This window comes from Pseudomonas fjordensis (assembly GCF_976987115.1).
Genome location: NZ_OZ336860.1, coordinates 6634761 through 6661135, shown reverse-complemented (window position 1 = coordinate 6661135; position 26375 = coordinate 6634761). Strand labels below are relative to the sequence as shown.

Below are 26375 nucleotides of genomic sequence, written 5' to 3'. Positions count from 1 at the left end.
GCGCAGCCTGTTGGGGCTGCGCCGGGTGTTTTACTCGATGACCAGAATGGCGTCCATCTCAACCTGTGCGCCCTTTGGCAGGGCGGCAACGCCGATGGCGGCGCGGGCTGGGTAAGGTTGTTCGAAGTACTTGCCCATAATCTCGTTGACCTTGGCGAAGTGGCTGAGGTCGGTGAGGAAGATGTTCAGCTTGACGATGTCCTTGAACGAACCACCGGCAGCTTCAGCCACGGACTTGAGGTTTTCAAAGACCTGTACGGTCTGGGCTTCGAAGCCTTCAACCAGTTCCATGGTCTTTGGGTCCAGTGGGATCTGGCCGGACATGTAGACGGTGTTGCCCGCCTTGATCGCCTGGGAATAAGTGCCGATGGCAGCTGGAGCTTTATCGCTGGTGATAACTGTCTTGGTCATGAATGACTCCTTGTAATGGATCGGTTATGCACGCATGCGGGTGATGCGGATCACACCGGTCAAGGCGCGCAACTTTTTGATCACGCGGGCCAGGTGCACGCGGTCGTGCACGCTGACCACCAGTTGGACCACGCTGATGCGACCATCGCGTTCGTCCATGCTGATTTTTTCGATATTGCCGTCGGCGGCGTTGACGCTGCTGGCCAACAGGGCGATCAGGCCGCGCTGGTGTTCCAGCTCCACCCGCAGCTCGACGTTGAATTCGCCGGTGACATCCTTGGCCCACGAGAGCTGGATGCATTTTTCCGGGTTGTGGCGGATTTCGGTGATGTTGCGGCAGTTGTCCAAGTGCACCACCATGCCCTTGCCTGCGGACAAGTGGCCGACAATCGGGTCGCCCGGGATCGGCGTGCAACATTTGGCGTAGCTGAGCACCAAGCCCTCGGTGCCGCGAATCGCCAGCGGGCCTTCAGGGCTCGGCAGCTGTTCGCCTTCGCCCAGCAGGCGTCGGGCGACCACGTAGGCCATGCGGTTGCCCAGGCCGATATCTTCCAGCAGGTCTTCGATGGTTTCCTGGCGGTACTCGTGGAGCATCGCTTGCACGCGCTCTTGCGGGATCTTGTCCAGGGCGCTGTCGAAGCCGTTGAGTACCTTGTTCAGCAGGCGTTCGCCCAGGCTGATGGACTCGGAGCGGCGCTGCAATTTCAGTGCGTGGCGAATATGCGTACGCGCCTTGCCGGTGACTACGAAGTTGAGCCAGGCCGGGTTCGGGCGAGCGCCCGGTGCACTGACGATCTCCACCGTGGAGCCGCTTTGCAGCGGTTCGGACAGCGGGGCCAGGCGCCGGTTGATGCGACAGGCGATGCAGCTGTTACCGACATCGGTGTGCACCGCGTAGGCAAAGTCGACCGCCGTGGAGCCTTTGGGCAGCTCCATGATCCGGCCTTTGGGCGTGAACACGTAGACCTCGTCCGGGAACAGGTCGATCTTCACGCTTTCGATAAATTCCAGGGAGTTGCCGGCACGTTGCTGCATTTCCAGCACGCCCTTGACCCATTGGCGCGCACGGGCATGGGTGCCTTTGGGCTGCTCGTCGCCGCTGGACTTGTACAGCCAATGGGCGGCGATGCCGTTGTTGGCCATCTCTTCCATTTCACGGGTGCGGATCTGGATCTCGATCGGCACCCCGTGCATGCCAAACAGCGTGGTATGCAGGGACTGGTAGCCGTTGGCCTTGGGAATTGCGATGTAGTCCTTGAAGCGGCCCGGCAGGGGTTTGTACAAATTGTGTACAGCGCCCAGCACGCGGTAACAGGTATCGACCTTGTCGACGATGATCCGGAACGCATACACGTCCATGATCTCGTTGAAGGCCCGACGCTTGCCGCGCATCTTCTTGTAGATGCCGTAGATGTGCTTCTGCCGGCCGCTGACCTCGCCCTCGATCTCGTCGATCGCCAGGCAATGGCTCAGGGACTCTTCGATCTTGTTGACGATTTCCTTGCGGTTGCCCCGTGCGCGCTTGACCGCCTGGTAGATGCGTGCCGAGCGCATGGGGTGCATGGCTTTAAAGCCAAGGTCTTCGAATTCGATACGAATGGCGTGCATGCCCAGCCGGTTGGCGATGGGCGCATAGATTTCCAGGGTCTCCTTGGCGATGCGTCGGCGTTTTTCGCCGGACAGCACTTCCAGCGTGCGCATGTTGTGCAGCCGGTCGGCCAGCTTGACCAGGATCACCCGAATGTCTCGGGCCATGGCCATGGCCATCTTCTGGAAGTTTTCCGCCTGGGCTTCGGCCTTGGTCTCGAAGTTCATCTGGGTCAGCTTGCTGACCCCATCGACCAGTTCGGCCACGGTTTCGCCAAATTGCGCACTGAGCGCTTCCTTGGCAATGCCGGTGTCTTCGATCACGTCATGCAGCATCGCGGCCATCAGGCTCTGATGGTCCATGTGCATGTCGGCAAGAATATTGGCCACCGCAAGAGGATGGGTGACATACGCCTCGCCGCTACGTCGGCGCTGGCCGTCGTGGGCTTGTTCGGCGTAGAAATACGCTCGGCGAACCAGGTTGACCTGGTCGGCGCCGAGGTAGGCCGATAAGCGATCGGCGAGGGCGTCTATGCTCGGCAAAGTGTGAACTCCTGCCGATGGCTGTGACCCCGCGCCGTGCTACGTCGACCAGGCATAGGCTTAGACGTCCTCGTTGGACTCGCCTTCGAACGCTGCAAACAGCGGTTCGTCTTCAACGATTTCGGCGTTGGCGATGAACTCGTAGCTCATCAGGCCTTCAGCGATTTCACGCAGGGCTACAACGGTAGGCTTGTCGTTTTCCCACTGGACCAGGGGCTCTTTGCCGCCAGTGGCCAGTTGACGGGCACGCTTGGTAGAGAGCATGACCAGCTCAAAGCGGTTATCCACGTGTTCTAGGCAGTCTTCAACGGTTACGCGGGCCATGGTATTCCTCGGAGCGAATGCAAGATGCGCGCTGCCCGGTTGGGCGAGCGGACTGAGCAGTTTAAAAAATCACCAGCGTTTAGGGAAGCGCTGATTTTTCGCAGGCCTTCGCAAAACCGCTACAAGTGCCAATGTAAGGCCCTTGCAGCTGTTTTGGGAAGAGCCAATCAGCCGAGCAATTCGGCGAGTAATTTGCCGAAACGTTGCTGTTGGCGCTTTTGCTGCAGTTGGTTGGCGCGGAAAATCGCCTTCAAATCGTCCAGTGCGTGGGCAAAGTCGTCATTGATGATCAGGTAGTCGTAGTCGACGTAGTGGCTCATTTCACTGACGGCTTCACGCATCCGGCCCTCGATGATCTCGTCGCTGTCCTGGCCGCGGTTGGTCAGGCGTTGGTGCAGGGCTTGGAGCGAGGGCGGCAGGATGAAGATGGAGCGTGCCTTGGGCATCAGCTGGCGCACTTGCTCGGCGCCCTGCCAGTCGATTTCCAGGATCAGGTCGTGGCCTTCGTCCAGGGTCTGTTGCAGGTGGCTTTGCGAGGTGCCATAGAGGTTGCCGAACACTTCGGCGCGCTCCAGGAAGTCACCGTGCTCGATCATCTTGACGAACTCGGTACGCTCGACGAAGTGATAGTGCACACCGTCCACTTCGCCCGGACGCATGGCGCGGGTGGTGTGGGAGACCGAAATGCGGATCTGCTCGTCGGCGTCGGTCAAAGCCTTGACCAGGCTGCTTTTGCCCGCGCCCGAAGGGGCGGAAATGATGTAAAGGGTGCCGGTGCTGTGGGTCATGGAGGGTGCCTTACTCAATGTTCTGTACTTGTTCGCGCATTTGCTCGATCAACACTTTGAGGTTGACCGCCGCCGTGGTGCTGCGCGGGTCGAACGCCTTGGAGCCCAGTGTATTGGCTTCGCGGTTGAGTTCCTGCATCAGGAAGTCCAGGCGCCGACCGGCGGCACCGCCCGACTTGAGTACGCGGCGCACTTCAAGGATATGGGTGCTCAGGCGGTCGAGTTCTTCGGCCACGTCGCTCTTCTGCGCGAGCAGGACCATTTCCTGTTCCAGGCGCGTCGGGTCGAGGTCGGCCTTCATGTCGGTGAAGCGGTCGAGGACCTTCTGGCGCTGGGTGGCGAGCATCTGCGGTACCAGTTCGCGCAGGGTCACCACGTCGGCTTCGATCGACGTCAGCCGCTCGTTGATCAGGCGCGCCAGTTCGGCGCCTTCGCGCTCACGGCCGGCCTTGAGTTCCTTCAGACCCTGGTTGAACAGGGCGAGGGCTTCGGCATTCAAGGCCTGTGGGTCGGCCGCGTCGGCCACCAGCACGCCGGGCCAGGCCAATACTTCCAAAGGGTTTAATGCGGCCGGCTGCTTGATCAGCCCAGCGATGGTTTCGGCCGCGGCCACCAGTTGGGCGGCGCGGTCGCGGTCGACCTGCAGCGGCTTGCCGGTGGTTTCTTCGGTAAAGCGCAAGGTGCATTCCAGCTTGCCACGGGAAATGCCCTGGCGCAGCGCTTCACGCACCGCTCCTTCGAGGTCGCGGAACGACTCTGGCAGGCGCAGGTGCGGCTCCAGGTAACGGCTGTTGACCGAGCGCAGTTCCCAGCTGAGGGTGCCTTGGGCCCCGGCTTTTTCGACACGGGCGAAGGCGGTCATGCTGTGCACCATGGAGGTACCTCGCGTTGGATAAATAGAAATTGACCAGGCCGACCTGTAGGAGCGAGCTGGCTGGCGAAGAACGCAAGGGCACCGCGTTGAATCAGGAAGGCCCCGTAATCGTTGACGTTTTTCGCGAGCAAGCTCGCTCCTACCGTCTGGAGGCGCAGGATTGTAGCGCAGTGGGAGGGGGTCGCCCAAACCCGGGCATTGGTAACCGGATTTTTTAGAAGTGCCCCGAACCGGTTCGCGGCTCTATAATGCTCGGCAGTTTTTCGTCCTCAGTACAGGTATCCCCTATGAAACGTCCAAGTGGTCGCGCTGCCGATCAGCTCCGCTCGATCCGCATCACCCGCAACTACACCAAACACGCCGAGGGATCTGTACTGGTCGAGTTTGGCGATACCAAGGTCATCTGCACTGTCAGCGTCGAAAACGGCGTGCCGCGCTTCCTCAAGGGCCAGGGCCAGGGTTGGTTGACCGCTGAATACGGCATGCTGCCGCGCGCCACTGGCGAGCGTAACCAGCGTGAAGCCAGCCGTGGCAAGCAAGGCGGGCGAACCCTGGAAATCCAGCGCCTGATCGGTCGTTCCCTGCGTGCCGCTCTGGATATGTCCAAGCTGGGTGACGTCACCCTCTACGTCGATTGCGACGTGATCCAGGCAGATGGCGGCACCCGCACGGCGTCCATCACCGGCGCCATGGTGGCTCTGGTCGACGCGCTGAAAGTGATCAAAAAACGCGGTGGCCTGAAAGCGGGTGACCCGCTCAAGCAAATGATCGCCGCTGTATCGGTTGGCATGTACCAGGGCGAGCCTGTGCTGGACCTGGACTACCTGGAAGACTCGGCTGCCGAGACCGATCTCAATGTGGTCATGACCAGCACCGGTGGTTTCATCGAAGTGCAGGGTACTGCCGAAGGCGCGCCATTCCAGCCGGCTGAGCTGAACGCCATGCTGGCCTTGGCCCAGAAGGGCATGACCGAAATCTTTGAATTGCAGAACGCCGCGCTGGCTGACTGAGCCGGCCCCAAGGAGAAGCACCATGAATGACAGCCAGTTGCCAGTTCCGGCACCGTCCAAGGAAGTACGCCAGTGGGCAATGTTGTGTCATTTCGCGGCATTCCTGGGGTTGGTATTTCCCTTCGGCAGCTTGTTGGGGCCGTTGATCCTGTGGCAGTTCAAGAAAGACATGGACCCGCTCGTCGATGACCAGGGCAAGGAGGCGCTGAATTTCCAGATCACCGTGGCGATCGCCTGGCTGGTGTGCCTGTTGTTGGGCTTTGTGGTGGTCGGCTTCTTGCTGATGACCGTGCTGGTGATTGGTGCGTTGATTCTGACGATCATCGCCGGTATCAAGGCCAACAAAGGCATTGCCTATCGCTATCCGTGGACCTGGCGCCTGGTCAAGTAACCGAGCGGCCACAAAAAAACCGACATCACTGTCGGTTTTTTTGTGCCTGGAGAATGACCTCAGATGGTCAATGTCCAGTCGTAGTCCACGATCAGCGGCGCGTGCTGCGAGAAGCGCGGCTGGCGCGGCAGGCGTGCGCTGCGCACGAACCGGCGCAGGCCCGGGGTCAGCAACTGGTAGTCGAAACGCCAGCCCAGGTTGAGCATCTCGGCCTGTTCGTTATCCGGCCACCAGCTGTACTGGTCGCCTTCGCGGCTGACTTCGCGCAGGGCATCGACATAGCCCATGTTGCCGACAATCTCGTCCATCCAGGCGCGTTCCGGCGCCAGGAAGCCTGGGGATTGCTGGCTGTCGCGCCAGTTCTTGATATCCAGCTTCTGTTGCGCCACGTACAGCGAGCCACAATAAATGTACTCGCGACGTTTGCGTCGCTGTTTATCCAAGTAACGGGCGAAATCGTCCATTAGCTTGAATTTCTGGTTCAAGTCTTCATCGCCGTTCTGCCCGGAAGGAAGCAGCAAGGTCGCGATGCTGACCTTGTCGAAATCGGCTTGCAGGTAACGCCCGTAGCGGTCGGCTGTCTCGAAGCCGAGGCCGCTGATGACCGCCTTGGGTTGCAACCGCGAGTACAAAGCCACGCCACCTTGGGTGGGCACTTCGGCATCGCAGGCATAAAGGAAGTAGCCATCCAGTTGGAAGGCTGGGTCGTCCAGTTCAAAGGCGGAGGCACGGGTGTCCTGCAGGCAGATGACGTCGGCATTCTGTGCTTGCAGCCAACTGAGCAAACCACGCTCGACTGCAGCCTGAATACCATTAACGTTCACACTGATGATCCGCATAAATGGCCCCAAAAATCGCGTGCGTGTATGATACACGCCGTCCACCCAATTAGCTAAATCCGTGGTATCTGAGGCTTTTTTCATGCAGGCGTATCAGCGCGATTTCATTCGTTTTGCCATCGATCGCGGCGTTTTACGCTTCGGTGAGTTCACCCTCAAGTCCGGGCGCACCAGCCCGTACTTCTTCAATGCGGGCCTGTTCAACTCAGGTTCGGCCCTGGCTCAGCTGGGCCGTTTCTATGCGGCAGCCATCGTTGAGAGCGGTATTTCCTTCGACGTACTCTTTGGCCCGGCCTACAAGGGCATTCCCCTGGCTGCGGCGACGGCGGTCGCCCTGGCGGAGCATCACGGGCAGGACCTGCCGTGGTGTTTCAACCGTAAGGAAGCCAAGGCCCATGGTGAAGGCGGCAGCCTGGTTGGCGCACCGTTGACCGGCGATGTGCTGATCATCGATGACGTGATCACCGCGGGTACTGCGATCCGTGAAGTGATGCAGATCATCGCTTCCCAGGACGGCGCCAAGGCTGCCGGCGTGCTGATCGCCTTGAACCGCCAGGAGCGCGGCAACGGTGAGTTGTCGGCGATCCAGGAAGTGGAGCGTGACTTCGGTATTCCGGTGGTGAGCATCGTGTCGCTGAACCAGGTGTTGCAGTTCCTGGAAGATGACCCGCAGCTCAAGCAGCATTTGCCAGCTGTGCGTGCATACCGAGAGCAGTTCGGCGTCTGACGCCGCTCTCCCTGTAGGCGCGAGCTTGCTCGCGAAAAACTCCCAGGCGCGGCGTTCATTCAGGAAGCACGCGTTATCGTTGACGTTTTTCGCGAGCAAGCTCGCTCCTACAAAAAAAGCCCCGCTCAATTCAATTGAGCGGGGCTTTTTTGTTTGCAGCGATTAAGGACGCTTGCGGTTACTGATCAGCGTGCCCATACCGGTATCCGTGAAGATTTCCAGCAGTACCGCATTCGGCACGCGGCCATCGATGATCAGCGAGCTGCCGACGCCGCCTTGCACTGCTTCCAGCGCGCAGCGGATCTTGGGCAGCATGCCGCCGTAGATGGTGCCGTCGGCGATCAGGTCGTCCACCTGTTGGGTGGTCAAGCCGGTCAGTACCTTACCTTCCTTGTCCATCAGGCCGGCGATGTTGGTCAGCAGCATCAGCTTTTCAGCCTTCAACGCTTCCGCCACTTTGCCCGCCACCAGGTCGGCGTTGATGTTGTACGACTCACCATTGGCGCCCACGCCGATCGGCGCGATCACCGGGATAAAGTCGCCCTTGACCAGCAGGTTGAGCAGGTCGGTGTTCACCCCCACCACTTCACCCACTTGGCCGATATCGATGATTTCCGGCTGGGTCATCTCGGGCGTCTTGCGGGTAACGGTGAGCTTTTTCGCACGGATCAGCTCCGCATCCTTGCCGGTCAGGCCGATGGCGCTGCCCCCGTGGCGGTTGATCAGGTTGACGATGTCTTTGTTGACCTGGCCACCGAGGACCATTTCCACCACGTCCATGGTTTGCGCGTCAGTGACACGCATGCCATCGATGAAGTGACTCTCGATCGACAAACGCTTGAGCAGGTCGCCGATTTGCGGGCCGCCGCCGTGGACGACCACCGGGTTGATCCCCACGGCCTTCATCAGCACGATGTCGCGGGCAAAGCCGGTTTTCAGCTCATCGCTTTCCATGGCATTGCCGCCGTACTTGATCACCAGCGTCTTGCCGACGTAGCGTCGAATATAAGGCAACGCTTCGGACAGGACCTTGGCGGTGTTGGCAGCGGCTTCGCGTTCGAGGGTCATTCAGGGCTCCGGGCAAAAATCAGAACGGTAATTGGAGATCAGGGGCAACACGTTTCAACTGGGCGTGGAACACGTCCTTGATGCGCTGCAACTCCGCTTCGGTATCCGCCTCGAAACGCAGGACCAGCACCGGTGTGGTGTTGGACGCGCGAACCAGGCCCCAGCCTTTGGCGTAATCGACTCGCACACCATCAATGGTGGTCAGGTTGGCGCCTTCACCCCATTGCGCATCGTGCAATGCGTCAATGATGCTGAATTTGCTCTCCTCGGTCACATGGATATTGATCTCAGGCGTAGAAATATCATTCGGGAAGGTCTGAAACAGCTCTTCGGCCGTGGATTTCTCCTTGCTGAGGATCTCCAGCAGACGAGCGGCGCTGTAAATACCGTCGTCAAACCCGAACCAGCGCTCCTTGAAGAAGACGTGACCGCTCATTTCACCGGCCAACAGCGCGCCGGTTTCCTTCATTTTCTTTTTGATCAACGAGTGACCGGTCTTCCACATTAGCGGGCGACCGCCGTATTCCTTGATCAATGGCGTGAGGCGACGCGTGCATTTCACGTCGAAGATGATCTCGGCGTTGGGGTTGCGCGCCACTACGTCACGGGCAAACAGCATCAGCAGGCGGTCCGGGAACACGATCTCGCCGGTTTCGGTCACCACGCCTACACGGTCGCCGTCGCCATCGAAGGCCAGGCCGACGTCGGCGCCCACTTCCTTGACCTTGGCGATCAGGTCCACCAGGTTTTCCGGCTTGCCTGGGTCTGGGTGATGATTGGGGAAGTTGCCGTCCACTTCGCAGAACAGTGGGATTACTTCGCAGTTCAGGGCTTCGAGCAGTTGCGGGGCAATCACGCCGGCTGCGCCGTTGCCGCAGTCCACCACGACTTTCAGGCGGCGCGCGAGCTTGACGTCACGGGTGATTTCATCGGAGTAGCGCGGGAGGATATCGACCTTAGTGATGCTGCCGGTGCCACTGGTCAGGTCGTTGGTCTTCAGGCGGGTGTGCAGGGCCTGGATCTGTTCATTGGCCAGGGTGTCGCCAGCGATGACAATCTTGAAGCCGTTGTAGTCCGACGGGTTGTGGCTGCCGGTGAGCATGACCCCGGATTTGCCCGCCAGTACGTTGGCGGCGTAGTACAGCGCGGGGGTTGGTACCAGGCCGACGTCGCTGACGTGGCAGCCGCTGTCAGCCAGGCCCTGGATCAGTTGCTCGACCAACTCCGGGCCGGACAAGCGGCCGTCACGGCCTACCGAGACGTTGGGTTCGCCCTGGGCCAGGCTCTGGGAGCCGATGGCGCGGCCGATCCAGTAGGCGGTTTCGGCGGTCAGGGTCTTGGGGACCACGCCACGGATGTCATAGGCGCGAAAAATGCTGTCGGGAAAGGTCGGGGCTACGCGGGCTGCGGTACTCATCGCGGGGGAAACTCCATCTGAAAGGGGGCAAGGCAGGCCTGATGTGGCTGGCCGGCAGGCTCAAACTGAAGGGTATGACGGCGTTTTCGGCAGAGAGTTCGTGGTGTAAAAATGCCATCGGCGCTTTGGCGCTAGCATTATTTTTACGTAGTCCTTTGATTTCATTAGAGAAATCTCGATGATTATTTCCGCGCATTCTTCATCCTGAAAAGCCGGGCGGTGGCGCGTGGTCGGACGATGGCGTCCGGCCACGTTCAGCTTAGTCAGTGACTGCCGGAATGCCCAAAACCGCCTGCGCCGCGTTGGGTTTCGTCGAATTCCTGCACCAATTCAAAATGTGCCTGCACCACCGGCACCAGCACCAGTTGGGCGATGCGCTCGCCGATGGCGATGTTGAAAGCCGTCTGGCCACGGTTCCAGCACGACACCATCAACTCGCCCTGGTAGTCCGAATCGATCAGGCCGACCAGGTTGCCGAGCACGATGCCATGTTTGTGACCCAGGCCGGAGCGCGGCAGGATCAGCGCCGCCAAGCCTGGATCGCCGACATAGATCGACAGGCCAGTAGGAATCAGGATGGTCTGGCCCGGCTCAAGGACGGTGTCCTCTTTGAGCATGGCGCGCAGGTCCAGGCCGGCGGAGCCCGGTGTGGCGTAGGCCGGCAGGGGGAATTCGTTGCCGAGGCGTGGGTCGAGGATCTTGGCTTGCAAAGCGTGCATGGAGATTAAACCTGGTTCAGCCGTTGGGCGATAAAAGAGATCAGTTGGCGGGCAATCTTGCCCTTGCTGGTCTGGGCGAAAAGGGTGGCGTGCAGTTCGCGGTCGATCACGCTGCACGCATTTTCCTCGCTGTTGAAGCCGATGCTCGGGTTGGCGACATCATTGGCAACGATCAGGTCGAGGTTTTTGTCTTTCAGTTTGCGTGCGGCGTAGTCCAGCAGGTGCTCGGTCTCGGCAGCGAAGCCGACGCTGAACGGGCGGTCCGGACGGGTGGCGATGGTGGCCAGGATGTCCGGGTTACGCACCATTTGCAGGAGCAGGCCGTCGCCGCTCGTAGGGTCTTTCTTGAGCTTCTGTGGGGCCACGACCTCCGGGCGGTAATCCGCAACCGCTGCCGAGGCGATAAACAGGTCGCAGGGAATGGCGGCTTCGCAGGCTGCCAACATGTCCCGGGCGCTGACTACGTCGATCCGCGTGACACGATCAGGGGTCGGCAAATGCACCGGGCCTGTGATCAACGTGACCCGTGCGCCTGCCTCGACCGCGGCTTCAGCCAACGCAAAGCCCATTTTTCCTGAGCTATGGTTGGTGATGTAGCGCACCGGGTCGATGTTTTCCTGGGTTGGGCCGGCGGTGATCAGCACGTGCTTGCCGGTCAGGGCCAGGTGCTGGAAGCACTCGGCGGCGCATTGCGCCAGGTCCGTGGCTTCGAGCATGCGGCCCAGGCCGACGTCGCCGCAGGCCTGGCTGCCGGACGCCGGGCCGAACACCTTGAGGCCGCGGGTTTGCAGGAGTTGGGTATTGGCCTGGGTGGCCGGGTCGCGCCACATGGCCTGGTTCATGGCCGGAGCGATAGCGACGGTGGCGTCGGTGGCCAATACCAGGGTGGTGAGCAGGTCATCGGCAATGCCTTGGGCCAGGCGGGCGATCAGGTCGGCGGTGGCCGGGGCGATCAGCACCAGGTCGGCCCATTTGGCCAGTTCGATATGGCCCATGGCGGCTTCTGCGGCCGGGTCCAGCAGGTCGAGGTGAACCGGGTGGCCGGACAGGGCCTGCATGGTCAGCGGGGTGATGAACTCGCTACCACCACGGGTCATGACCACGCGCACTTCGGCGCCCTGGTCCAGGAGCCTGCGAACCAACTCTGCGCTCTTGTAGGCGGCAATGCCGCCGCCGACGCCGAGAACGATGCGTTTCCGATACAGACGCTGCATTGGTTTGCCTTTCCAGTTCAGTGATGCCAGTTCAGTGACGCCTGCGATGACCCCTCCCCAGGTGAAATCGCCGGCAAAAAAGAGGGCCCTACGATAACACAGCGCCCGCCGGGCAACAGCGGAGCAGATACAGGGAGGTGGGATGAGTATTCGTGATTGGCCCGTGGCGGAGCGTCCGCGGGAGAAGTTATTGGACGGTGGCGCGGCGAGCCTGTCCGATGCCGAGCTGTTGGCGATCTTCCTGCGTACGGGAGTTGCCGGCCGAAGTGCGGTCGACTTGGCGCGCCATCTGTTGGCGCAATTCGGTGGCCTGCGCCCGTTACTGGAGGCCAGCCAGACGCTGTTCAGCCAGCATCTGGGGCTGGGCCCGGCGAAGTTCGCTCAACTGCAGGCGGTGCTGGAAATGTCCCGGCGCCACCTGGCCGAGCGCTTGCGAGCTGACTCGGTGCTGGAGAGCCCGTTGGCCGTGCGCGAGTACCTCAAGGCGCTGCTGCGCCATGAGCCCCATGAGATCTTCGGCTGCCTGTTCCTGGATTCCAGGCATCGGGTGCTGGGGTTCGAGGTTATGTCCCAGGGCACCATCGACGCTGCGATTGTCTATCCGCGGCAAGTGGTCAAGCGCGCCTTGGCGTACAACGCGGCGGCGTTGATTCTGACGGGTTATGGTGTCAACTCTAGTGTTTCACTCGGCTGAAGTGCCCGAGATAGAAGCATTCCTTGATGCTTATTCAGATTTTGATGTTCCATATTCAGTGTTGCAGAGCAAATTTGATTTTAGGCCCAGGCGGGCCACCACAGCAGTCAGCTTCACCAACAATTGTGATGCTAGGTCCCGGATGACTGGGGCTCAGGCTGTTGCTTGCGGTTCACAGAAAAGCTGGGAATTCCTACCCATCTTCCCGAAAAAGCTGAACATTACGGCAAAATCTGATGGAACCTACTCCACGTGGCCAAGGGATCCTACATCGCTGATGGCATTTTGACCTTCTCCACTCATTGTGTACCGCTGGATAAAAAGGCGAGAATGCGCGCGCAATGGAAGGCATGATGCGCGCAGGTCGGCGCTCTCGTGGCAGGATGTCACCGGCTTCATGCCTCCACAGCCAAGGCTCGCACGAGCCTTTAAGCTTAATGCCAATTTGTGGAGAGTGATGTGCTGAGTGACGACGACCAAAAGCTAGCCAAGATCCTTTTTGGCCTTCTGAAAAATGCGACTAGCCAAGCCGTCGTCAAGGAATTCCTCCGGACGAAGGGCATCCCCGTTTCTGCGCAAAACTGGGACGATCTCTATGAGAAGCGGATCGAGCCTGCCCTCAAGGATAAAAAACTTGCCCTGAAAGACCTCCGTGATCTACTGCAGCAGGTGGAGGAGTTTGGCAAGCAGCACTCGTTCCTTTTCCAGTGCACTGAAGAGCGGGCAATCGGCCTGCTGTCTCCTACGCGCATCGCTTCAATCGCAGCAGCTGAGGGCCTTTCGGGGCTGTTTACTCACCCGCTGGATCTTGAGATGCCCGACGAGGCCACAATCGTCGACATCCGCCTGTACCGTCCGGACCCGCAGAAGACACCGGTTTCGCTTACGATCAAAGTCGTCGAAAGCCGTGACATCAATCGTCTCAGCGCTGTGGAGACGGATCCAGCAACTGGCGAACTGATTCGACGCTATGCGACCACAAAAAAACGTGCGGTGAATATTGTTCACCTGGACCACACTGGTTTATTGGAGTTTCGTATTGCCTCTCAAGATAATCAGGCAAAGAAATATTCCGAGCTCTTGTGGGTGTTGAAAAACAAAGTAAGGAAATTTCTACCGGACGATGGGTTCGCTGAAGTTTCGCTTAGCCCCGCTAAGAATAAGATTCTGCGCGAGCGCGATAACCTCTCCCAAGAAATCAGATATAGCAATTCAACGGCTCGAAATGAATTCGGGGCCCAAATGCAGATTACCTCCGCATCGGTTGATGAAAACCTTTCATCGGATGAGGGTTCGATGTCTGCGTTGGATCGCTTCTTGGAGCGTGATGGCGAAGTGACGGGAGCCAATATTTACGTTAAACTACCAGACAGTGATCCTCCCCGTGAACTGAGGCTTTTGATTTCGGGTGAGAGAAACGAGTTTGCGGTGACCGTAGCGTGCTCCGCCGGAGAATACGAATATGTTCGCGGAAAAGTTATCGCCTTTAATACTTAACCATCCAGACGAGGCTGAAGGCCTCCGAAGATTGGCTAGTTTTATCCAGGGCTATGAATCCCAGGGTGGCGAAGCTTTGCCTAGAATTCGGCTAAACCCGAATCGCATGTTCGATATTATGCAAGCCGGTACTTCCGCGCACCTTGCAATCTTGATTAATATCTTGGTAACGGGCCGGATTATCAAGAGATTCCTTATTGTTAGGTGCCCCAGCGGCGAAGGTCTCTCATTCCAATCTTACGGCGATATCCCAGAGATTGTTCGTGATCCTGGGATGGATACCGAATTTGAAGTACTTGCCGCCAACGTGGAACCAACCTATAGATTGGTGCTCGATTGAAGCCTGTTGATATTGTTACCCTTGTTCGATCGACTTGGGAAAATACGATTGAGACCAAACGACTGGCCCAGCTGCAGGCAATTAGGGCAACTCTGGATGCCGAGCATCTGGAGCTGTTTGACTCGTTAGTCGATATGCAGATTTCTAATGTCAAAGATGATGCTCAGGCCATCACGCTCATGCTTGTCCATGGTATTCAAACTGATGGTTCCTGGCACGAGCTGGTAAAAGCAGCCTTCCGAGATGTTGCTCATGTCAGAGTCAAAGGTCTTGGCTACCATTGTGTGACCGCGCTGCAGCTTGCGTGTCCGTTTCGATCTACGCCAATCAATAAGATCGCAAATGACTTCCGAGACGCACGGCTTATGGAACCGACTGCTCGCATTATGGTCATTGCCCACAGCTTCGGCACCTATATCATTAGTCGGATCCTCGCCAAATACACTGACATCAACATTGAGAGAATTGTTCTCTGCGGCTCCATAATAAAAGGCAATTATGCCTGGGAGAAGCATGCTCGGCACATGGCTGCAGGCAACATCGTCAACGATGTCGGGACGCGAGATTTTTACCCCGTCCTAGCTACCTTTTCGACTATAGGCTACGGCGGGACTGGTCGAAACGGATTTAAAAATACACGTGTAGCTGACCGTTACTTTGATTACGGCCATAGCGATTTTTTTGAGCCCGACAAGGACCATATCGTCAAATATTGGAAGCCTTATATTCTAGATGGGACCATCGTCGAGTCTGAGTGGGATAGCATAAAGCCGAAGACCCATCTGGGAATCATGCTGGCTTGTCACCCTTGGATCGGCAGACCTGCCTTCTATGCAACCGTTGGGTTAATTACAGCTGCCGTAGCGGGTTTGGCTTGGTGGCTACTCACCTGATCTTCCACTGCTCTGTTTCAGGGTCCCTTACCAAATGCTGCTCTGAGACGACATCCAAGCCTACGGACCTAAAAATACTGAGCATTAGCGTCATAGAATAGTAATAGAGTCGCTGGTGTCGTCCCTTGTCTGAGGCCACAAACACCCCGTCAATCCGTCCATCCTCACTAGTCGCGAATTCGAATACGTACGAGTGGATTACCTGGTTCGCGACAAAAGTCATATCCCGCAGTTCTTTGTAAACTTTAGTAGTTTCGTAGTTTTCCATTATGTTGTGCCGATTGAAGTAGTCTACTGTCTTGCCACTGGTGATCGGGTAGTACGGTAGATGGAGCTTAATTTTCTTCGTTGATTCAGAGATTTTGTAGGTCTCGATTAGCTTGCGTACCGTATAAAAACTGACAAAAATTTCACGTTCTGCTTTCGCATAAATGCGCCCTTCAGAACACTCTTTTACACGAGCCTTCTCAAGCCAACGAGCTGAACGAAGAAGTGACTTCCTCCAATCATCAGACTCGTAAATCATCAGGATTCTCCTTGACTGAGAAATAAATAAAGCGTCAGTCTATTACTGCTGCATCAATACAATATTATCACCTCGGCTAGCATAGGACGCAATAGGTCAATGACCCAGGCTCTAAAGCAATATATCGCGAAAAGCATTAACTCAGTTATAATGATGGCCCCGCTTAAACGGGAGGTGATACGCCTCATCATATGCTGCTCTATAGCAATTATCCTGAATGCCATCCTATTCTTTGGTGTAGAAAACGACGGTACCATCAAGCCATGGGCAGAGATACCACTGAAACTGTTCGCCTCAACAACTTTATTTGCCTTTATGGTGAAGATTTTCCTTCCGCTTTTCGGTTGGACCATATTGAAGGCAGTGTTATTGAGCGCCAATAATGCCTTTAGTGGGGTGCTAAGCTTTCTAGGGAATCAATTTACAGGTGCTTTGTATTGTTCGGCCTTTATCCTGGCTTCTCTTACACTTAAGCAGTATGTAATTTCAGGGTTTATGGATCCTCAATTGGCTCTGATGGCGCCTACTGTTCTCTTTGCGGGCTTCTTGTACTTCTATATTTTTCAGTGCGCTATTCAAAAAACAATGACGCCTGCTCTGTGTGCTCCGCCTCTCCCGCGCTCTAGCAGGGTGCCGTGACTACCTGTTCTTGTAGGGGCAGGTTCGAATAGCAAGAGTCACTTGATGGCGTGATTTGATCTCTATCCTGGTGCCATAGCATGGCGCCAAAATTCCGCCGGCATAAAAATCTCCTGCCTGACACAATCAGAATAATAAATGCTACGAAAGTAGGCTGCGTACTGAGCGATTATGGAAAACTTCGCTGGAATCTATTCGTCATTACGTGATAAAAATTATTCTGTGCCCCGGTAAAGTGGCACAAAAATATAGAGCAACAGTTCAAGGGAATAGATATGGCTCAGTATAAGCACGGCAATTTTCTGCACAAAAGTGATCATTCGGAGTACGATAAAAAGTATTCGCCTGGTACCGAAGCGCCAAATCCAGGCATTTACCGATGCGTCTCCTGCGGGGATGAGATCGGTATTGCCAAAGGGCATGTTCTTCCTCCACAGAACCATCACCAGCATGCACCTGGCGCGGGCAAGATTGAGTGGCAGTTAGTGGTTTTTGCACAGCAGCGGAAATAAGGTTTTTGGGCTCAGTAGAGCTCTGCAACGTGGGTTCTACTGAGCACTCAATAAAAGGACGGAATCCGTATTGACTATTCAAACCACTATGAGGAGGGTGATCGTGAGCGTGCCTGGTTACGCATATATTCGGATATTAGATTGCCGAAATTGATGTCGGCCTCTTCAACAAAAATATTGACGTGGCAGTAAAACTCTTCAGGACCCCTGAGATAATTGAAAATTCTTGATCTGACGACGCCACAAACCCCCGCTTTGACGGCCGTAGAGGGTAGGTTGACTACATCGCCAACACATGGGATAAGAGCTAAGCCATGCTCACTGTTAAAGACAATATCAGCTGAGCGGTCATCAGGCCTGACAAACTCTTGATCCTCCGAGACCTGCTGATAATCAATGCTATACCTCATGCACAGCCTACCTCATTTGCGGGGTAAGGAATCAGCGCCGCGGGTCGTAAATAGTAAAATCCAGTTCAGTAGGCACGTTTGCGACGGAATTAGTTAGCCGATCTCGATACTATATAGTTTGGCAATTAACGCTTTTCAAGTACATACCCTACGCCTCTAAGTGTGTGTATCAGCTTGGTTTCGAAGGGGTCATCTATCTTGGCTCTGAGTCTTCGAATCGACACCTCTACAACGTTCGTGTCGCAATCAAAATTCATATCCCAAACCTGAGAGATAATCTGCGTACGGCTCAGTACCACCCCGGTGTTACGCATCAAGTAGTGCAGCAACGCGAATTCTTTGGTGGTCAAATCAATACGCTGACCGTCCCTGAATGCCCTGTGCCGGCTTTGATCAAGTTCCAGATCGGCCACGCGAATGACCTCCACAGATGCGGGGTGATCTGACCTGCGCATCAAGGCGCGAACCCGGGCTAGCAGCTCTGGGAACTCAAATGGTTTGATCAGATAGTCATCTGCGCCGTTCTCCAGCCCCCGGACCTTATCCGCCAATCGGCTTCTCGCCGTCAGCATCATGATGCGGGACGGGCAGTTTTTACGGCGCAACAACTCAAGGACCTGCCAACCGTCCATCTCTGGTAGGTTTATATCGAGGATAATCAGCTCGTACTCATGCTGCTTGGCCAAGAATAATCCATCTGATCCGGTGTGGACGCAATCTACGACATAGCCACACTCCGTCAGACCTTGACGCACATACTCCGCAGTTTTTACTTCATCCTCAATTACCAGAATTCGCATGGGATTTTGTCTCGATATCACTGAGCAATTAACCGCGCACGCGCGCCGGCATTATTGAAAGGGATGGTAAATCAAAATGAGCGTGCCGGGGCTCAAATGACGGATTTGTAATTTCTAGGTAATACAGTTGATAGTCTGGCGGTATATCTTGTCGCGGTTTGGGTTTGACAGTTGCGGGCCCTCTCTCCAGCAGGTGATTTGACCTTATGAAGTATTGGGTTATTTTCTTTTTTGTGCTGGCTTCGTTCCGCTCAGATGACGGCGAGGTCGCTCACATCGAGGAAGCTGGTCATTGGTGTAGTCATGAACTTCACCGGCATGCAATGCGTACAATCGAACGCTTGCTTGAATTTTAGGTAAAAAAAAGGCGCCCAATGGGCGCCAAATATCCACCTTTTACCAAAGGAGCACTTAAGCCACTCAAGGTGAATTCGTAATGCTCGTTTTACTAATAGGACCAGTTAATGAATAACTGGTCCAGTTAGCGAATTACAGAATCGAAAGCGGGTACTCAATGATCACACGGGTTTCATCCAGATCCGATTCGAATGCAGTGGCACGTGTGGTTGCCTGGCGCAACCGGAAGGACAGATCTTTTGCTGGACCGGTTTGGACAACGTATTTGACTTCGACGTCACGCTCCCAACGCTTCTGATTGTCGAGCGGGTTGCCGTTGTCATCAGTGCGCATGTAGAACTGGTTAGCGTTCGAGTAATCCGCGCCCGAGCCTCTGGCGTAGCGGGTCATGAACGTCAGGCCTGGAATGCCGTAGCTGGTGAAGTTCAGGTCATAGCGCAGCATCCAGGAACGCTCTTTCGGCGAGTTGAAGTCGCTGTACTGGATGGAGTTGTCGACGAAAATCGAGTCCGACTGACGCAGGTAGTCAAAATCGTCGTCGCCGTTGTTGCGCTGGTGCGACAGGGCTAGGGTATGGGCACCGTAACGCACGCCGACCTTGGCACTCCAGATGTTGTTGTCGAATTCACCCAGGCGCTTCTTACCTTCATCTACGGCTTTGTAGTAGTTGAAGCCACCGATCAGCGCCAGATCGTCGCTCAGCGGGTAAACCACGCTGGTGCCGGCGTAGTACTGATTCCAGACGTCTTTCAGCTGGCTGGCGTAGACGCTCACAGTCCAGTTGTCGTTGATCGAGTAGTCACCGCCACCGTAACCGATCCATGGCGAGTTGACCGGGCCGCCGTAGAACGTCACGAAGTTGTCGTTCAGGTTGCTTGAGAGCGGCTGGCTCATCGCATGCAGACGACCACCCTGCAGGGTGAGGCCTTGGATGCTGGTGTTCTCAACGGTCACGCCGCGGAAGCTTTCTGGCAGCAGGCGAGAGTCGCCGGATGCAACGACCGGAGTCGATGGGAAAACATCACCTACTTTCACGATGGTATCGAACAAGCGGACTTTGGCTGCGCCGCCGACCTTGGTGTATTCGTCGCGAGCTTCGCCCTTGTTATCAACGGGTAGCACGTCGAAGGAGCTACGGCCGCCGTTGCGCCCATCACCGGTGTCGAGCTTGAGGCCGATCATGGCGAAGGCATCAACGCCAAAGCCAACTGTTCCCTGGGTAAACCCAGAGTTGAATTTGCTGATGATCGCGTGCGCCCAGGCTTCGGAGTAGCCGTTGGTGTTGCCCTTGCCACTGTTATAAGTGGGGGCAGTGCTGTCGCGGTTATCACGGTTGAAGTAGAAGTTACGGTTCAGCACTGTAAGGCTGCTGCCTTCAATGAAGCCTTCTGGCTTGTCTTCTGCCTGTGCCGAAATAGCATAGCTTCCAGACAGCGCAGAAACTGCCGCCAAATACAGTGGTACTTTGATTTTCATCCGATGCTCCTTTGATTCACGGCAGTTTTTATTATGTTTACCGGCGCGGGTGTCGTTAATTGTTCTGACCAGGCGGCGCGCCTAGCGTAGCGCGAGCTCATATTTGCAGGCCGAAGATAACGGGGGGGGTGATAGGAAAATTACAATTTCGTCATCTACCTGTTGTTCGGGCCTTCGCACCGCGTGTTTGCCATCTCCGTTGCTTGTAACGAAATCATCGTGTCGGGTTTGGTTTCCCAGTATTTTCGGGCATTACAGGACATTCTTACGGAATTGTAATTTTCTAGCCACCCCTCTGATAGCTACAGGTTATTAGAGTGACATCACCTAATCAAGTGGGGCTTGGCAGCTGTTTCGGCGTTCTCGCCAAGCTTTATCGAAGTTTGTGCACGAGGACCATCAAAGTGCCCCGGTATAACCGCAATGTCTTATCCAAGACCTCCGTCTCGCCCTGGAAGATCGCTGCACTCTGTGCAGTCATCTCTGGATTGATGGCACCTGCAGCTCTTGCCCAAAGCATCAGCTTGCCCCAGGCGCTTTCGACGGCCATGGATGCCAACCCTGACCTGGCCGCGGCCCGGCAAGAGATTGGCATCGCTGATGGTGCTCGCAAGCAGGCCGGGCTTATCCCCAACCCCACTATTTCGTACGACGTGGAAGACACCCGTCGTAACACCAGCACGACGACCGTGTCGCTTAGCCAAACCCTGGAGCTGGGTGGTAAGCGGGGAGCTCGTGTTGACGTCGCCACTTACGGGCAGACCGCCGCACAGCTGGAGTTGGACCGTCGCGTGAACGGTCTGCGGGCAGACGTCGTACAGGCCTTCTACGCCGCATTGCGGGCCCAGACAGGCCTTGACCTGGCCAAGCAATCTCTCGAACTGACTGAGCGCGGTCTCCGCATCGTCGATGGTCGTGTTCGCGCAGGTAAATCGTCTCCAGTAGAGGCCACCCGCGCCCAAGTACAACTGGCCGAAGCAAAGCTGCAAGTTCGACGTGCCGAAACCGAAAAGACGACCGCTTACCAGCAACTCGCTCAAATTACCGGGAGCTCGGTCACCGTCTTTGATCGACTCGAATCGCCAACCCTCTCCCCGGGACTGCCACCGCGGACTGAAGAGCTGCTGGCGAAGCTCGATCAGACCGCAGAAATGCGCCAGGCCGTGGTACAGATCGACAAGAGCGATGCCTCGCTCGGTTCAGAGAAAGCTCAGCGTATCCCGAACCTTACCGTCAGCGTAGGTAGCCAGTACGACCGCTCTGTGCGCGAGCGTGTCAACACTGTGGGCGTCTCTATGCCTTTGCCGCTGTTTGATCGCAACCAGGGCAACATTCTTTCCGCTTCTCGTCGTGCAGATCAGGCCCGAGACCAGCGCAATGCTGTGGAGCTGCGGCTGCGCACCGAAACCCAAACCGCGTTGAACCAGTGGTCCACCGCCATGCAGGAGGTCGAGTCCTACGACAAGACCATTCTGCCGTCAGCCCAACAAGCCGTAGATACCGCAACCCGCGGCTTCGAGATGGGCAAATTCGGTTTCATCGAAGTGCTGGATGCCCAGCGCACCTTGATCGTCGCTCGTGGCCAATATCTCGAATCGTTGGCAGCGGCGACCAATGCGCGTGCGCAGGTGGAAAGGGTTTATGGCGAAGTCGGCTCAACTGCCGGCGCTCGCTGAACGGGCCAAACATTTTCTTCGGCACACAGCCTTGAACAAGCCGGTGCCTACGATCAGCAGGAGTAGCAATGGATAACAAACGCAAGATCGCCCTCGCGGTAGCCGCTGTGGCAGCCCTCGGATTTGGCAGCCTTGCCTGGAACAACAGTTCTGGACAGCAGGCCGCTAGTACCGCCGAGCATGGCGCTAACGATGGCCATGGCGACGAAAAGAAAGCCGCATCTGCCGCCAAAGAGGAGGGTGATGAGGGCCATGGTGAAGAAGGCCACAGCGAAGAGGGCGGTGAAGAAGAGGGCAAGCTGACGCTTAGCGCTGAGCAGATCAAGGCTGCCGGCGTTGCCCTGGAAGCTGCAGCGCCGCGTGACTTGGGTACAGTCGTGAGCTTCCCGGGCGAAATTCGCTTCGATGAAGACCGGACCGCCCACGTGGTTCCTCGTGTTCCTGGCGTTGTAGAGACTGTCCAAGCCGACCTGGGTGAGACGGTCAAAAAGGGTCAGGTCCTCGCTGTAATCGCGAGCCAGCAGATCTCTGACCTGCGCAGCGAACAACAGGCCGCACAGCGTCGCGTCGAACTGGCGCGAGTGACCTTCGAGCGTGAGAAGCAGCTGTGGCAGGACAAGATTTCCGCGGAGCAAGACTACCTCCAAGCACGCCAAGCGCTGCAAGAAGCGGAGATCTCCTTGGCCAACGCCAAGCAGAAGGTCGGTGCGATCGGTGCTTCGGTTAACTCCGTTGGCGGTAATCGTTACGAACTCCGAGCTCCTTTCGACGCCGTGGTGGTGGAGAAACACCTGACCGTTGGCGAAGTCGTCAGCGAGGCGACCAACGCCTTCATCCTTTCTGACCTGAATCAGGTCTGGGCAACCTTCGCCGTCCCGCCTACAGATCTGGGCAAGGTCACGACTGGTCGTGCGGTGAAAGTCTCTTCGCCTGACATGAATGTCGAGGTCGAAGGGAAGGTGGGTTATGTCGGGAGCCTGCTGGGCGAGCAAAACCGCGCAGCCACTGTCCGCGTCACCTTGACCAACCCCAACGGTGCCTGGCGTCCAGGCCTGTTCGTGAACATTGCGGTCACTTCCCAGACTGATCGAGTTGCCGTAGCGGTCCCTGAGCACGCAGTCCAGACCGTTGAAGACAAACCCTCGGTATTCGTACGCACCCCAGATGGGTTTGACACCCGCCCGGTAAAACTGGGTCGTCGCGACAATGGGTACGTGGAAGTCATCGACGGTATTGAAGCCGGCGCCCAGGTAGCAACCAGTGGCAGCTTCACACTCAAGTCCGAGCTCGGCAAAGCTTCTGCCGAACACGGTCACTGATGCGAACTGACAGGATGATTTCTCATGTTTGAACGTATCATCAGATTCGCCATCGAGCAGCGCATCGTAGTAATGATCGCTGTTCTGATCATGGCGGGTATCGGTATCTACAGCTATCAAAAGCTGCCCATCGATGCGGTACCCGATATCACCAACGTCCAGGTGCAGATCAACACTGCAGCGCCTGGTTATTCGCCTTTGGAAACCGAACAACGGATCACGTTTCCAGTTGAAACGGCCATGGCCGGTCTCCCGGGCCTTCAGCAGACCCGTTCCCTGTCTCGCTCTGGCTTGTCTCAGGTCACCGTGATCTTCAAGGATGGCACTGACATCTTCTTTGCCCGCCAGTTGATCAACGAGCGGCTGCAGGTTGCGAAGGAACAGCTGCCAGAAGGCGTAGAGGCCGTTATGGGCCCGGTATCTACCGGCCTCGGCGAGATCTTCCTGTGGACCGTTGAAGCCGAAGATGGCGCGGTCAAAGAGGACGGTACGCCTTACACCCCGACCGACCTGCGCGTGATCCAAGACTGGATCATCAAGCCTCAGCTGCGCAACGTCCCGGGTGTAGCCGAGATCAATACCATCGGCGGCTATGCCAAGCAGTTCCTGGTTGCGCCAGATCCTAAGCGCCTGGCTACCTACAAGCTTACCCTCAATGACCTGGTCGCAGCGTTGGAAAGTAACAATGCCAACGTCGGCGCCGGCTACATCGAACGTAATGGTGAGCAGTTGCTCATCCGTGCGCCCGGCCAGGTAGGCAACATCGAAGACATCGCCAACATCGTGATCACCAGCGTGGATGGTGCACCGATTCGCATCAGCAGCGTTGCTGACGTCAGCATCGGTAAAGAACTCCGCACAGGTGCTGCTACTGAGAACGGCCGCGAAGTCGTGCTCGGTACCGTGTTCATGCTGATTGGTGAAAACAGCCGTACTGTGTCTCAAGCTGTCGCCGCCAAACTGGCGGACATCAACCGCACCCTGCCAAAGGGCGTGGTGGCTGTGACCGTTTACGACCGTACCAACCTGGTTGAAAAAGCCATCGCGACGGTGAAGAAGAACCTGGTAGAAGGCGCGATCTTGGTAATCGCGATTCTGTTCCTGTTCCTCGGCAACATCCGTGCAGCCCTGATCACCGCGATGGTGATTCCGCTGTCCATGCTTTTCACCTTCACAGGCATGTTCAACAACAAGGTCAGTGCCAACTTAATGAGTTTGGGGGCACTCGACTTCGGCATCATCGTCGACGGTGCCGTGGTTATTGTAGAAAACGCGATCCGTCGACTGGCTCATGCGCAGCATAAGCATGGCCGCATGCTCACCAAAACCGAACGCTTCCACGAGGTCTTTGCCGCGGCGCGAGAAGCTCGCCGGCCGCTGATCTTCGGTCAGCTGATCATCATGGTGGTGTACCTGCCGATCTTCGCCCTCACCGGCGTCGAAGGCAAAATGTTCCACCCTATGGCGTTCACCGTTGTGATGGCTCTGCTGGGCGCAATGATCCTGTCCGTTACCTTTGTTCCTGCAGCTATTGCCATGTTCGTCACTGGCAAGGTGAAGGAAGAGGAAGGCGTGGTCATGCGCACAGCTCGACTGCGCTATGAGCCGGTTCTGCAATGGGTGCTGGGACATCGGAACATCGCTTTCTCGGCCGCAGTAGCCTTGGTCGTGCTCAGTGGTGTGCTGGCAAGTCGTATGGGTAGCGAGTTCATCCCAAGCCTCAGTGAGGGTGACTTTGCGATGCAGGCCATGCGTGTGCCTGGAACGAGCCTCACTCAGTCCGTCGAGATGCAGCAGCGTCTGGAGAAAGCGGTAATAGCGCAGGTGCCTGAAGTCGAGCGGATGTTCGCACGCTCGGGTACCGCGGAAATTGCATCTGACCCGATGCCACCGAACGCCTCCGACGCCTACATCATGCTCAAGCCTCAGGATCAGTGGCCTAACCCCAAGAAGCCTCGCGATGAGCTGATTGCTGAGGTGCAGAAGGCCGCAGCGGGTGTTCCAGGAAGCAACTACGAGTTGTCGCAGCCAATCCAACTGCGTTTCAACGAGCTGATTTCGGGCGTGCGTAGTGATGTCGCTGTGAAGGTCTTCGGCGATGACATGGACGTGCTCAACAACACCGCCAACAAGATCGCGGCAGCGCTCAAAGCGGTACCGGGCTCGTCGGAAGTGAAAGTTGAGCAGACATCCGGCCTGCCGGTGCTGACAATCAACATCGACCGCGAGAAAGCAGCACGCTACGGCCTGAACATCGCGGATGTTCAGAACTCGATCGCTATCGCCGTGGGTGGTCGCCAGGCCGGCACGCTGTATGAGGGCGACCGTCGGTTCGACATGGTAGTGCGCCTGCCTGAGACCGTTCGCACCGACGTAGCGGGGATGTCCAGTTTGCTGATTCCGGTGCCTGCCAATGCGGCTCAGGGTGCCAACCAGATCGGTTTCATCCCGCTGTCGCAGGTCGCTAATCTGGACCTGCAACTGGGCCCGAACCAAATCAGCCGCGAGAACGGCAAGCGTCTGGTAATCGTCAGTGCCAACGTTCGAGGCCGTGACCTGGGATCCTTCGTTGAGGAGGCGACCGCTTCGCTGGATCAGAAGGTGCAAATCCCTGCGGGCTACTGGACGACTTGGGGTGGCCAGTTCGAGCAGCTGCAGTCGGCTGCCAAACGGCTGCAGATCGTTGTTCCAGTCGCCTTGCTGCTGGTCATGACCTTGTTGTTCCTGATGTTCAACAACCTGAAGGACGGCATGCTGGTCTTCACCGGTATTCCATTCGCACTCACCGGTGGTGTTGTGGCGTTGTGGTTGCGGGACATCCCACTGTCGATCTCGGCAGGTGTCGGCTTCATTGCACTGTCCGGCGTTGCAGTACTGAACGGCCTGGTGATGATTGCCTTCATCCGCGGGCTAAGGGAGGAAGGGCGAACGCTCAGGCAGGCAGTCGATGAAGGTGCATTAACCCGTCTGCGACCTGTTCTGATGACTGCCTTGGTAGCTTCCCTGGGCTTCATCCCGATGGCTTTGGCCACCGGTACCGGTGCAGAAGTTCAGCGGCCACTGGCGACTGTGGTGATTGGCGGGATCCTGTCCTCCACCGCATTGACCTTGTTGGTACTGCCTGCCCTGTATTACTGGGCACACCGCAAGGATGAAGACGGCGACGAGGCCGAAGTGGTTAGCTAACAGGCTCCGCTAAAGAGAAGCCCACAACACGTGTTGTGGGCTTTTTTGTTTAAAGTGAAGTAGATGCACTTACCTTTCAAAATTGTAAGTTTCTCGTCATGCCGGTGATGCCTATGCATTGCTAAGGTTACGCCCGAG

Annotated in this window: 23 protein-coding genes and 2 pseudogenes; 12 read left to right on the top strand and 13 right to left on the bottom strand. The window is 56.9% G+C overall.

What is annotated here, in order from left to right; all coding sequences use genetic code 11:
- Positions 1-30 precede the first annotated feature (30 nt).
- From ACWHXD_RS30665 to ACWHXD_RS30645, 5 genes are all read right to left on the bottom strand, one after another.
- On the bottom strand, positions 31-411 hold the full coding sequence (locus ACWHXD_RS30665; RefSeq protein ID WP_003176922.1) for a RidA family protein: 381 nt from the start codon (positions 409-411) through the stop codon (positions 31-33).
- A 24-nt stretch (positions 412-435) separates the two neighbouring features.
- Positions 436-2541, bottom strand: a complete 2106-nt coding sequence (gene spoT, locus ACWHXD_RS30660) for a bifunctional GTP diphosphokinase/guanosine-3',5'-bis pyrophosphate 3'-pyrophosphohydrolase (RefSeq protein ID WP_003195510.1) — start codon at positions 2539-2541, stop codon at positions 436-438.
- 60 nt (positions 2542-2601) lie between these two features.
- Entirely contained in the window at positions 2602-2865 is a 264-nt protein-coding gene (gene rpoZ, locus ACWHXD_RS30655; protein WP_003195508.1) for a DNA-directed RNA polymerase subunit omega, read from the bottom strand.
- Between the two features lie 167 nt (positions 2866-3032).
- Positions 3033-3653 (bottom strand): guanylate kinase, encoded by a 621-nt coding sequence (gene gmk / locus ACWHXD_RS30650; protein WP_003195506.1) that lies wholly within the window; start codon positions 3651-3653, stop codon positions 3033-3035.
- 10 nt (positions 3654-3663) lie between these two features.
- Complete coding sequence (locus tag ACWHXD_RS30645; RefSeq protein ID WP_003195504.1) at positions 3664-4527, bottom strand: YicC/YloC family endoribonuclease; 864 nt, start codon at positions 4525-4527, stop codon at positions 3664-3666.
- Positions 4528-4814: 287 nt separating this feature from the next.
- Here ACWHXD_RS30645 and rph point away from each other — a divergent pair, with 287 nt between their 5' ends.
- The gene (gene rph, locus ACWHXD_RS30640; RefSeq protein WP_003195497.1) at positions 4815-5537 is read left to right on the top strand and encodes a ribonuclease PH; all 723 of its coding nucleotides are present in this window, start codon (positions 4815-4817) and stop codon (positions 5535-5537) included.
- 22 nt (positions 5538-5559) lie between these two features.
- Positions 5560-5928 (top strand): DUF4870 domain-containing protein, encoded by a 369-nt coding sequence (locus ACWHXD_RS30635; RefSeq protein WP_032894534.1) that lies wholly within the window; start codon positions 5560-5562, stop codon positions 5926-5928.
- Positions 5929-5987: 59 nt separating this feature from the next.
- Here the strand turns inward: ACWHXD_RS30635 and crc are convergent, their stop codons facing one another.
- Positions 5988-6767, bottom strand: coding sequence for a catabolite repression control protein Crc (gene crc / locus ACWHXD_RS30630; protein WP_003195493.1), 780 nt, complete (start codon positions 6765-6767; stop codon positions 5988-5990).
- An 82-nt stretch (positions 6768-6849) separates the two neighbouring features.
- On the opposite strand from crc, the gene pyrE reads away from it, so the two are divergent.
- Entirely contained in the window at positions 6850-7494 is a 645-nt protein-coding gene (pyrE, locus tag ACWHXD_RS30625; RefSeq protein WP_003195489.1) for an orotate phosphoribosyltransferase, read from the top strand.
- 162 nt (positions 7495-7656) lie between these two features.
- On the opposite strand, the gene argB is transcribed toward pyrE, so the two are convergent.
- The 4 genes and pseudogenes from argB to coaBC form a co-directional block, all read right to left on the bottom strand.
- Positions 7657-8562: an acetylglutamate kinase gene (gene argB, locus ACWHXD_RS30620; protein WP_032894535.1), complete on the bottom strand. Its 906-nt coding sequence runs from the start codon at positions 8560-8562 to the stop codon at positions 7657-7659.
- A gap of 19 nt (positions 8563-8581) precedes the next feature.
- A pseudogene (locus ACWHXD_RS30615) lies at positions 8582-9988 on the bottom strand (phosphomannomutase/phosphoglucomutase); the annotation flags it as partial.
- A 254-nt stretch (positions 9989-10242) separates the two neighbouring features.
- The gene (dut, locus tag ACWHXD_RS30610; RefSeq protein WP_003195482.1) at positions 10243-10698 is read right to left on the bottom strand and encodes a dUTP diphosphatase; all 456 of its coding nucleotides are present in this window, start codon (positions 10696-10698) and stop codon (positions 10243-10245) included.
- Positions 10699-10703: 5 nt separating this feature from the next.
- Positions 10704-11912 (bottom strand): bifunctional phosphopantothenoylcysteine decarboxylase/phosphopantothenate--cysteine ligase CoaBC, encoded by a 1209-nt coding sequence (gene coaBC, locus ACWHXD_RS30605; RefSeq protein WP_003195481.1) that lies wholly within the window; start codon positions 11910-11912, stop codon positions 10704-10706.
- A 142-nt stretch (positions 11913-12054) separates the two neighbouring features.
- On the opposite strand from coaBC, the pseudogene radC reads away from it, so the two are divergent.
- The 4 genes and pseudogenes from radC to ACWHXD_RS30585 all read left to right on the top strand — a co-directional run.
- A pseudogene (gene radC, locus ACWHXD_RS30600) lies at positions 12055-12570 on the top strand (RadC family protein); the annotation flags it as partial.
- A 495-nt stretch (positions 12571-13065) separates the two neighbouring features.
- Positions 13066-14103, top strand: a complete 1038-nt coding sequence (locus ACWHXD_RS30595) for a hypothetical protein (RefSeq protein WP_003253411.1) — start codon at positions 13066-13068, stop codon at positions 14101-14103.
- Positions 14069-14443, top strand: coding sequence for a hypothetical protein (locus tag ACWHXD_RS30590; protein WP_223255136.1), 375 nt, complete (start codon positions 14069-14071; stop codon positions 14441-14443). Before ACWHXD_RS30595 ends, ACWHXD_RS30590 begins: the two co-directional genes overlap by 35 nt.
- A complete protein-coding gene (locus ACWHXD_RS30585) occupies positions 14440-15336 on the top strand; it encodes an alpha/beta fold hydrolase (protein ID WP_014754857.1) in 897 nt (298 codons plus the stop codon). The genes ACWHXD_RS30590 and ACWHXD_RS30585 overlap by 4 nt, the downstream gene beginning before the upstream one ends.
- Here ACWHXD_RS30585 and ACWHXD_RS30580 read toward each other — a convergent pair.
- Entirely contained in the window at positions 15329-15862 is a 534-nt protein-coding gene (locus ACWHXD_RS30580) for a hypothetical protein (protein WP_009682000.1), read from the bottom strand. The two genes, ACWHXD_RS30585 and ACWHXD_RS30580, sit on opposite strands and share 8 nt — an antisense overlap.
- 99 nt (positions 15863-15961) lie before the next feature.
- Between ACWHXD_RS30580 and ACWHXD_RS30575 the strand changes: the two genes are divergently transcribed.
- Both ACWHXD_RS30575 and ACWHXD_RS30570 read left to right on the top strand, forming a co-directional pair.
- The gene (locus tag ACWHXD_RS30575) at positions 15962-16501 is read left to right on the top strand and encodes a hypothetical protein (RefSeq protein WP_003253418.1); all 540 of its coding nucleotides are present in this window, start codon (positions 15962-15964) and stop codon (positions 16499-16501) included.
- Positions 16502-16776: 275 nt separating this feature from the next.
- A complete protein-coding gene (locus ACWHXD_RS30570; protein WP_074059229.1) occupies positions 16777-17013 on the top strand; it encodes a hypothetical protein in 237 nt (78 codons plus the stop codon).
- Positions 17014-17548: 535 nt separating this feature from the next.
- Here ACWHXD_RS30570 and ACWHXD_RS30565 read toward each other — a convergent pair.
- Together ACWHXD_RS30565 and ACWHXD_RS30560 are read right to left on the bottom strand one after the other, a co-directional pair.
- On the bottom strand, positions 17549-18223 hold the full coding sequence (locus ACWHXD_RS30565; RefSeq protein ID WP_003253420.1) for a heavy metal response regulator transcription factor: 675 nt from the start codon (positions 18221-18223) through the stop codon (positions 17549-17551).
- A 489-nt stretch (positions 18224-18712) separates the two neighbouring features.
- Positions 18713-20056 carry an OprD family porin gene (locus ACWHXD_RS30560; protein WP_019818113.1) on the bottom strand — a complete coding sequence of 448 codons (1344 nt, stop codon included), beginning with the start codon at positions 20054-20056 and terminating at the stop codon, positions 18713-18715.
- Positions 20057-20460: 404 nt separating this feature from the next.
- Here ACWHXD_RS30560 and ACWHXD_RS30555 point away from each other — a divergent pair, with 404 nt between their 5' ends.
- The 3 genes from ACWHXD_RS30555 to ACWHXD_RS30545 all read left to right on the top strand — a co-directional run bounded on the left by ACWHXD_RS30555 (position 20461) and on the right by ACWHXD_RS30545 (position 26237).
- Entirely contained in the window at positions 20461-21732 is a 1272-nt protein-coding gene (locus tag ACWHXD_RS30555; RefSeq protein WP_016712696.1) for a TolC family protein, read from the top strand.
- 68 nt (positions 21733-21800) lie between these two features.
- The gene (locus tag ACWHXD_RS30550; RefSeq protein WP_003253426.1) at positions 21801-23051 is read left to right on the top strand and encodes an efflux RND transporter periplasmic adaptor subunit; all 1251 of its coding nucleotides are present in this window, start codon (positions 21801-21803) and stop codon (positions 23049-23051) included.
- Between the two features lie 24 nt (positions 23052-23075).
- Entirely contained in the window at positions 23076-26237 is a 3162-nt protein-coding gene (locus ACWHXD_RS30545) for a CusA/CzcA family heavy metal efflux RND transporter (RefSeq protein WP_003253428.1), read from the top strand.
- The last annotated feature ends 138 nt before the right edge of the window (positions 26238-26375 follow it).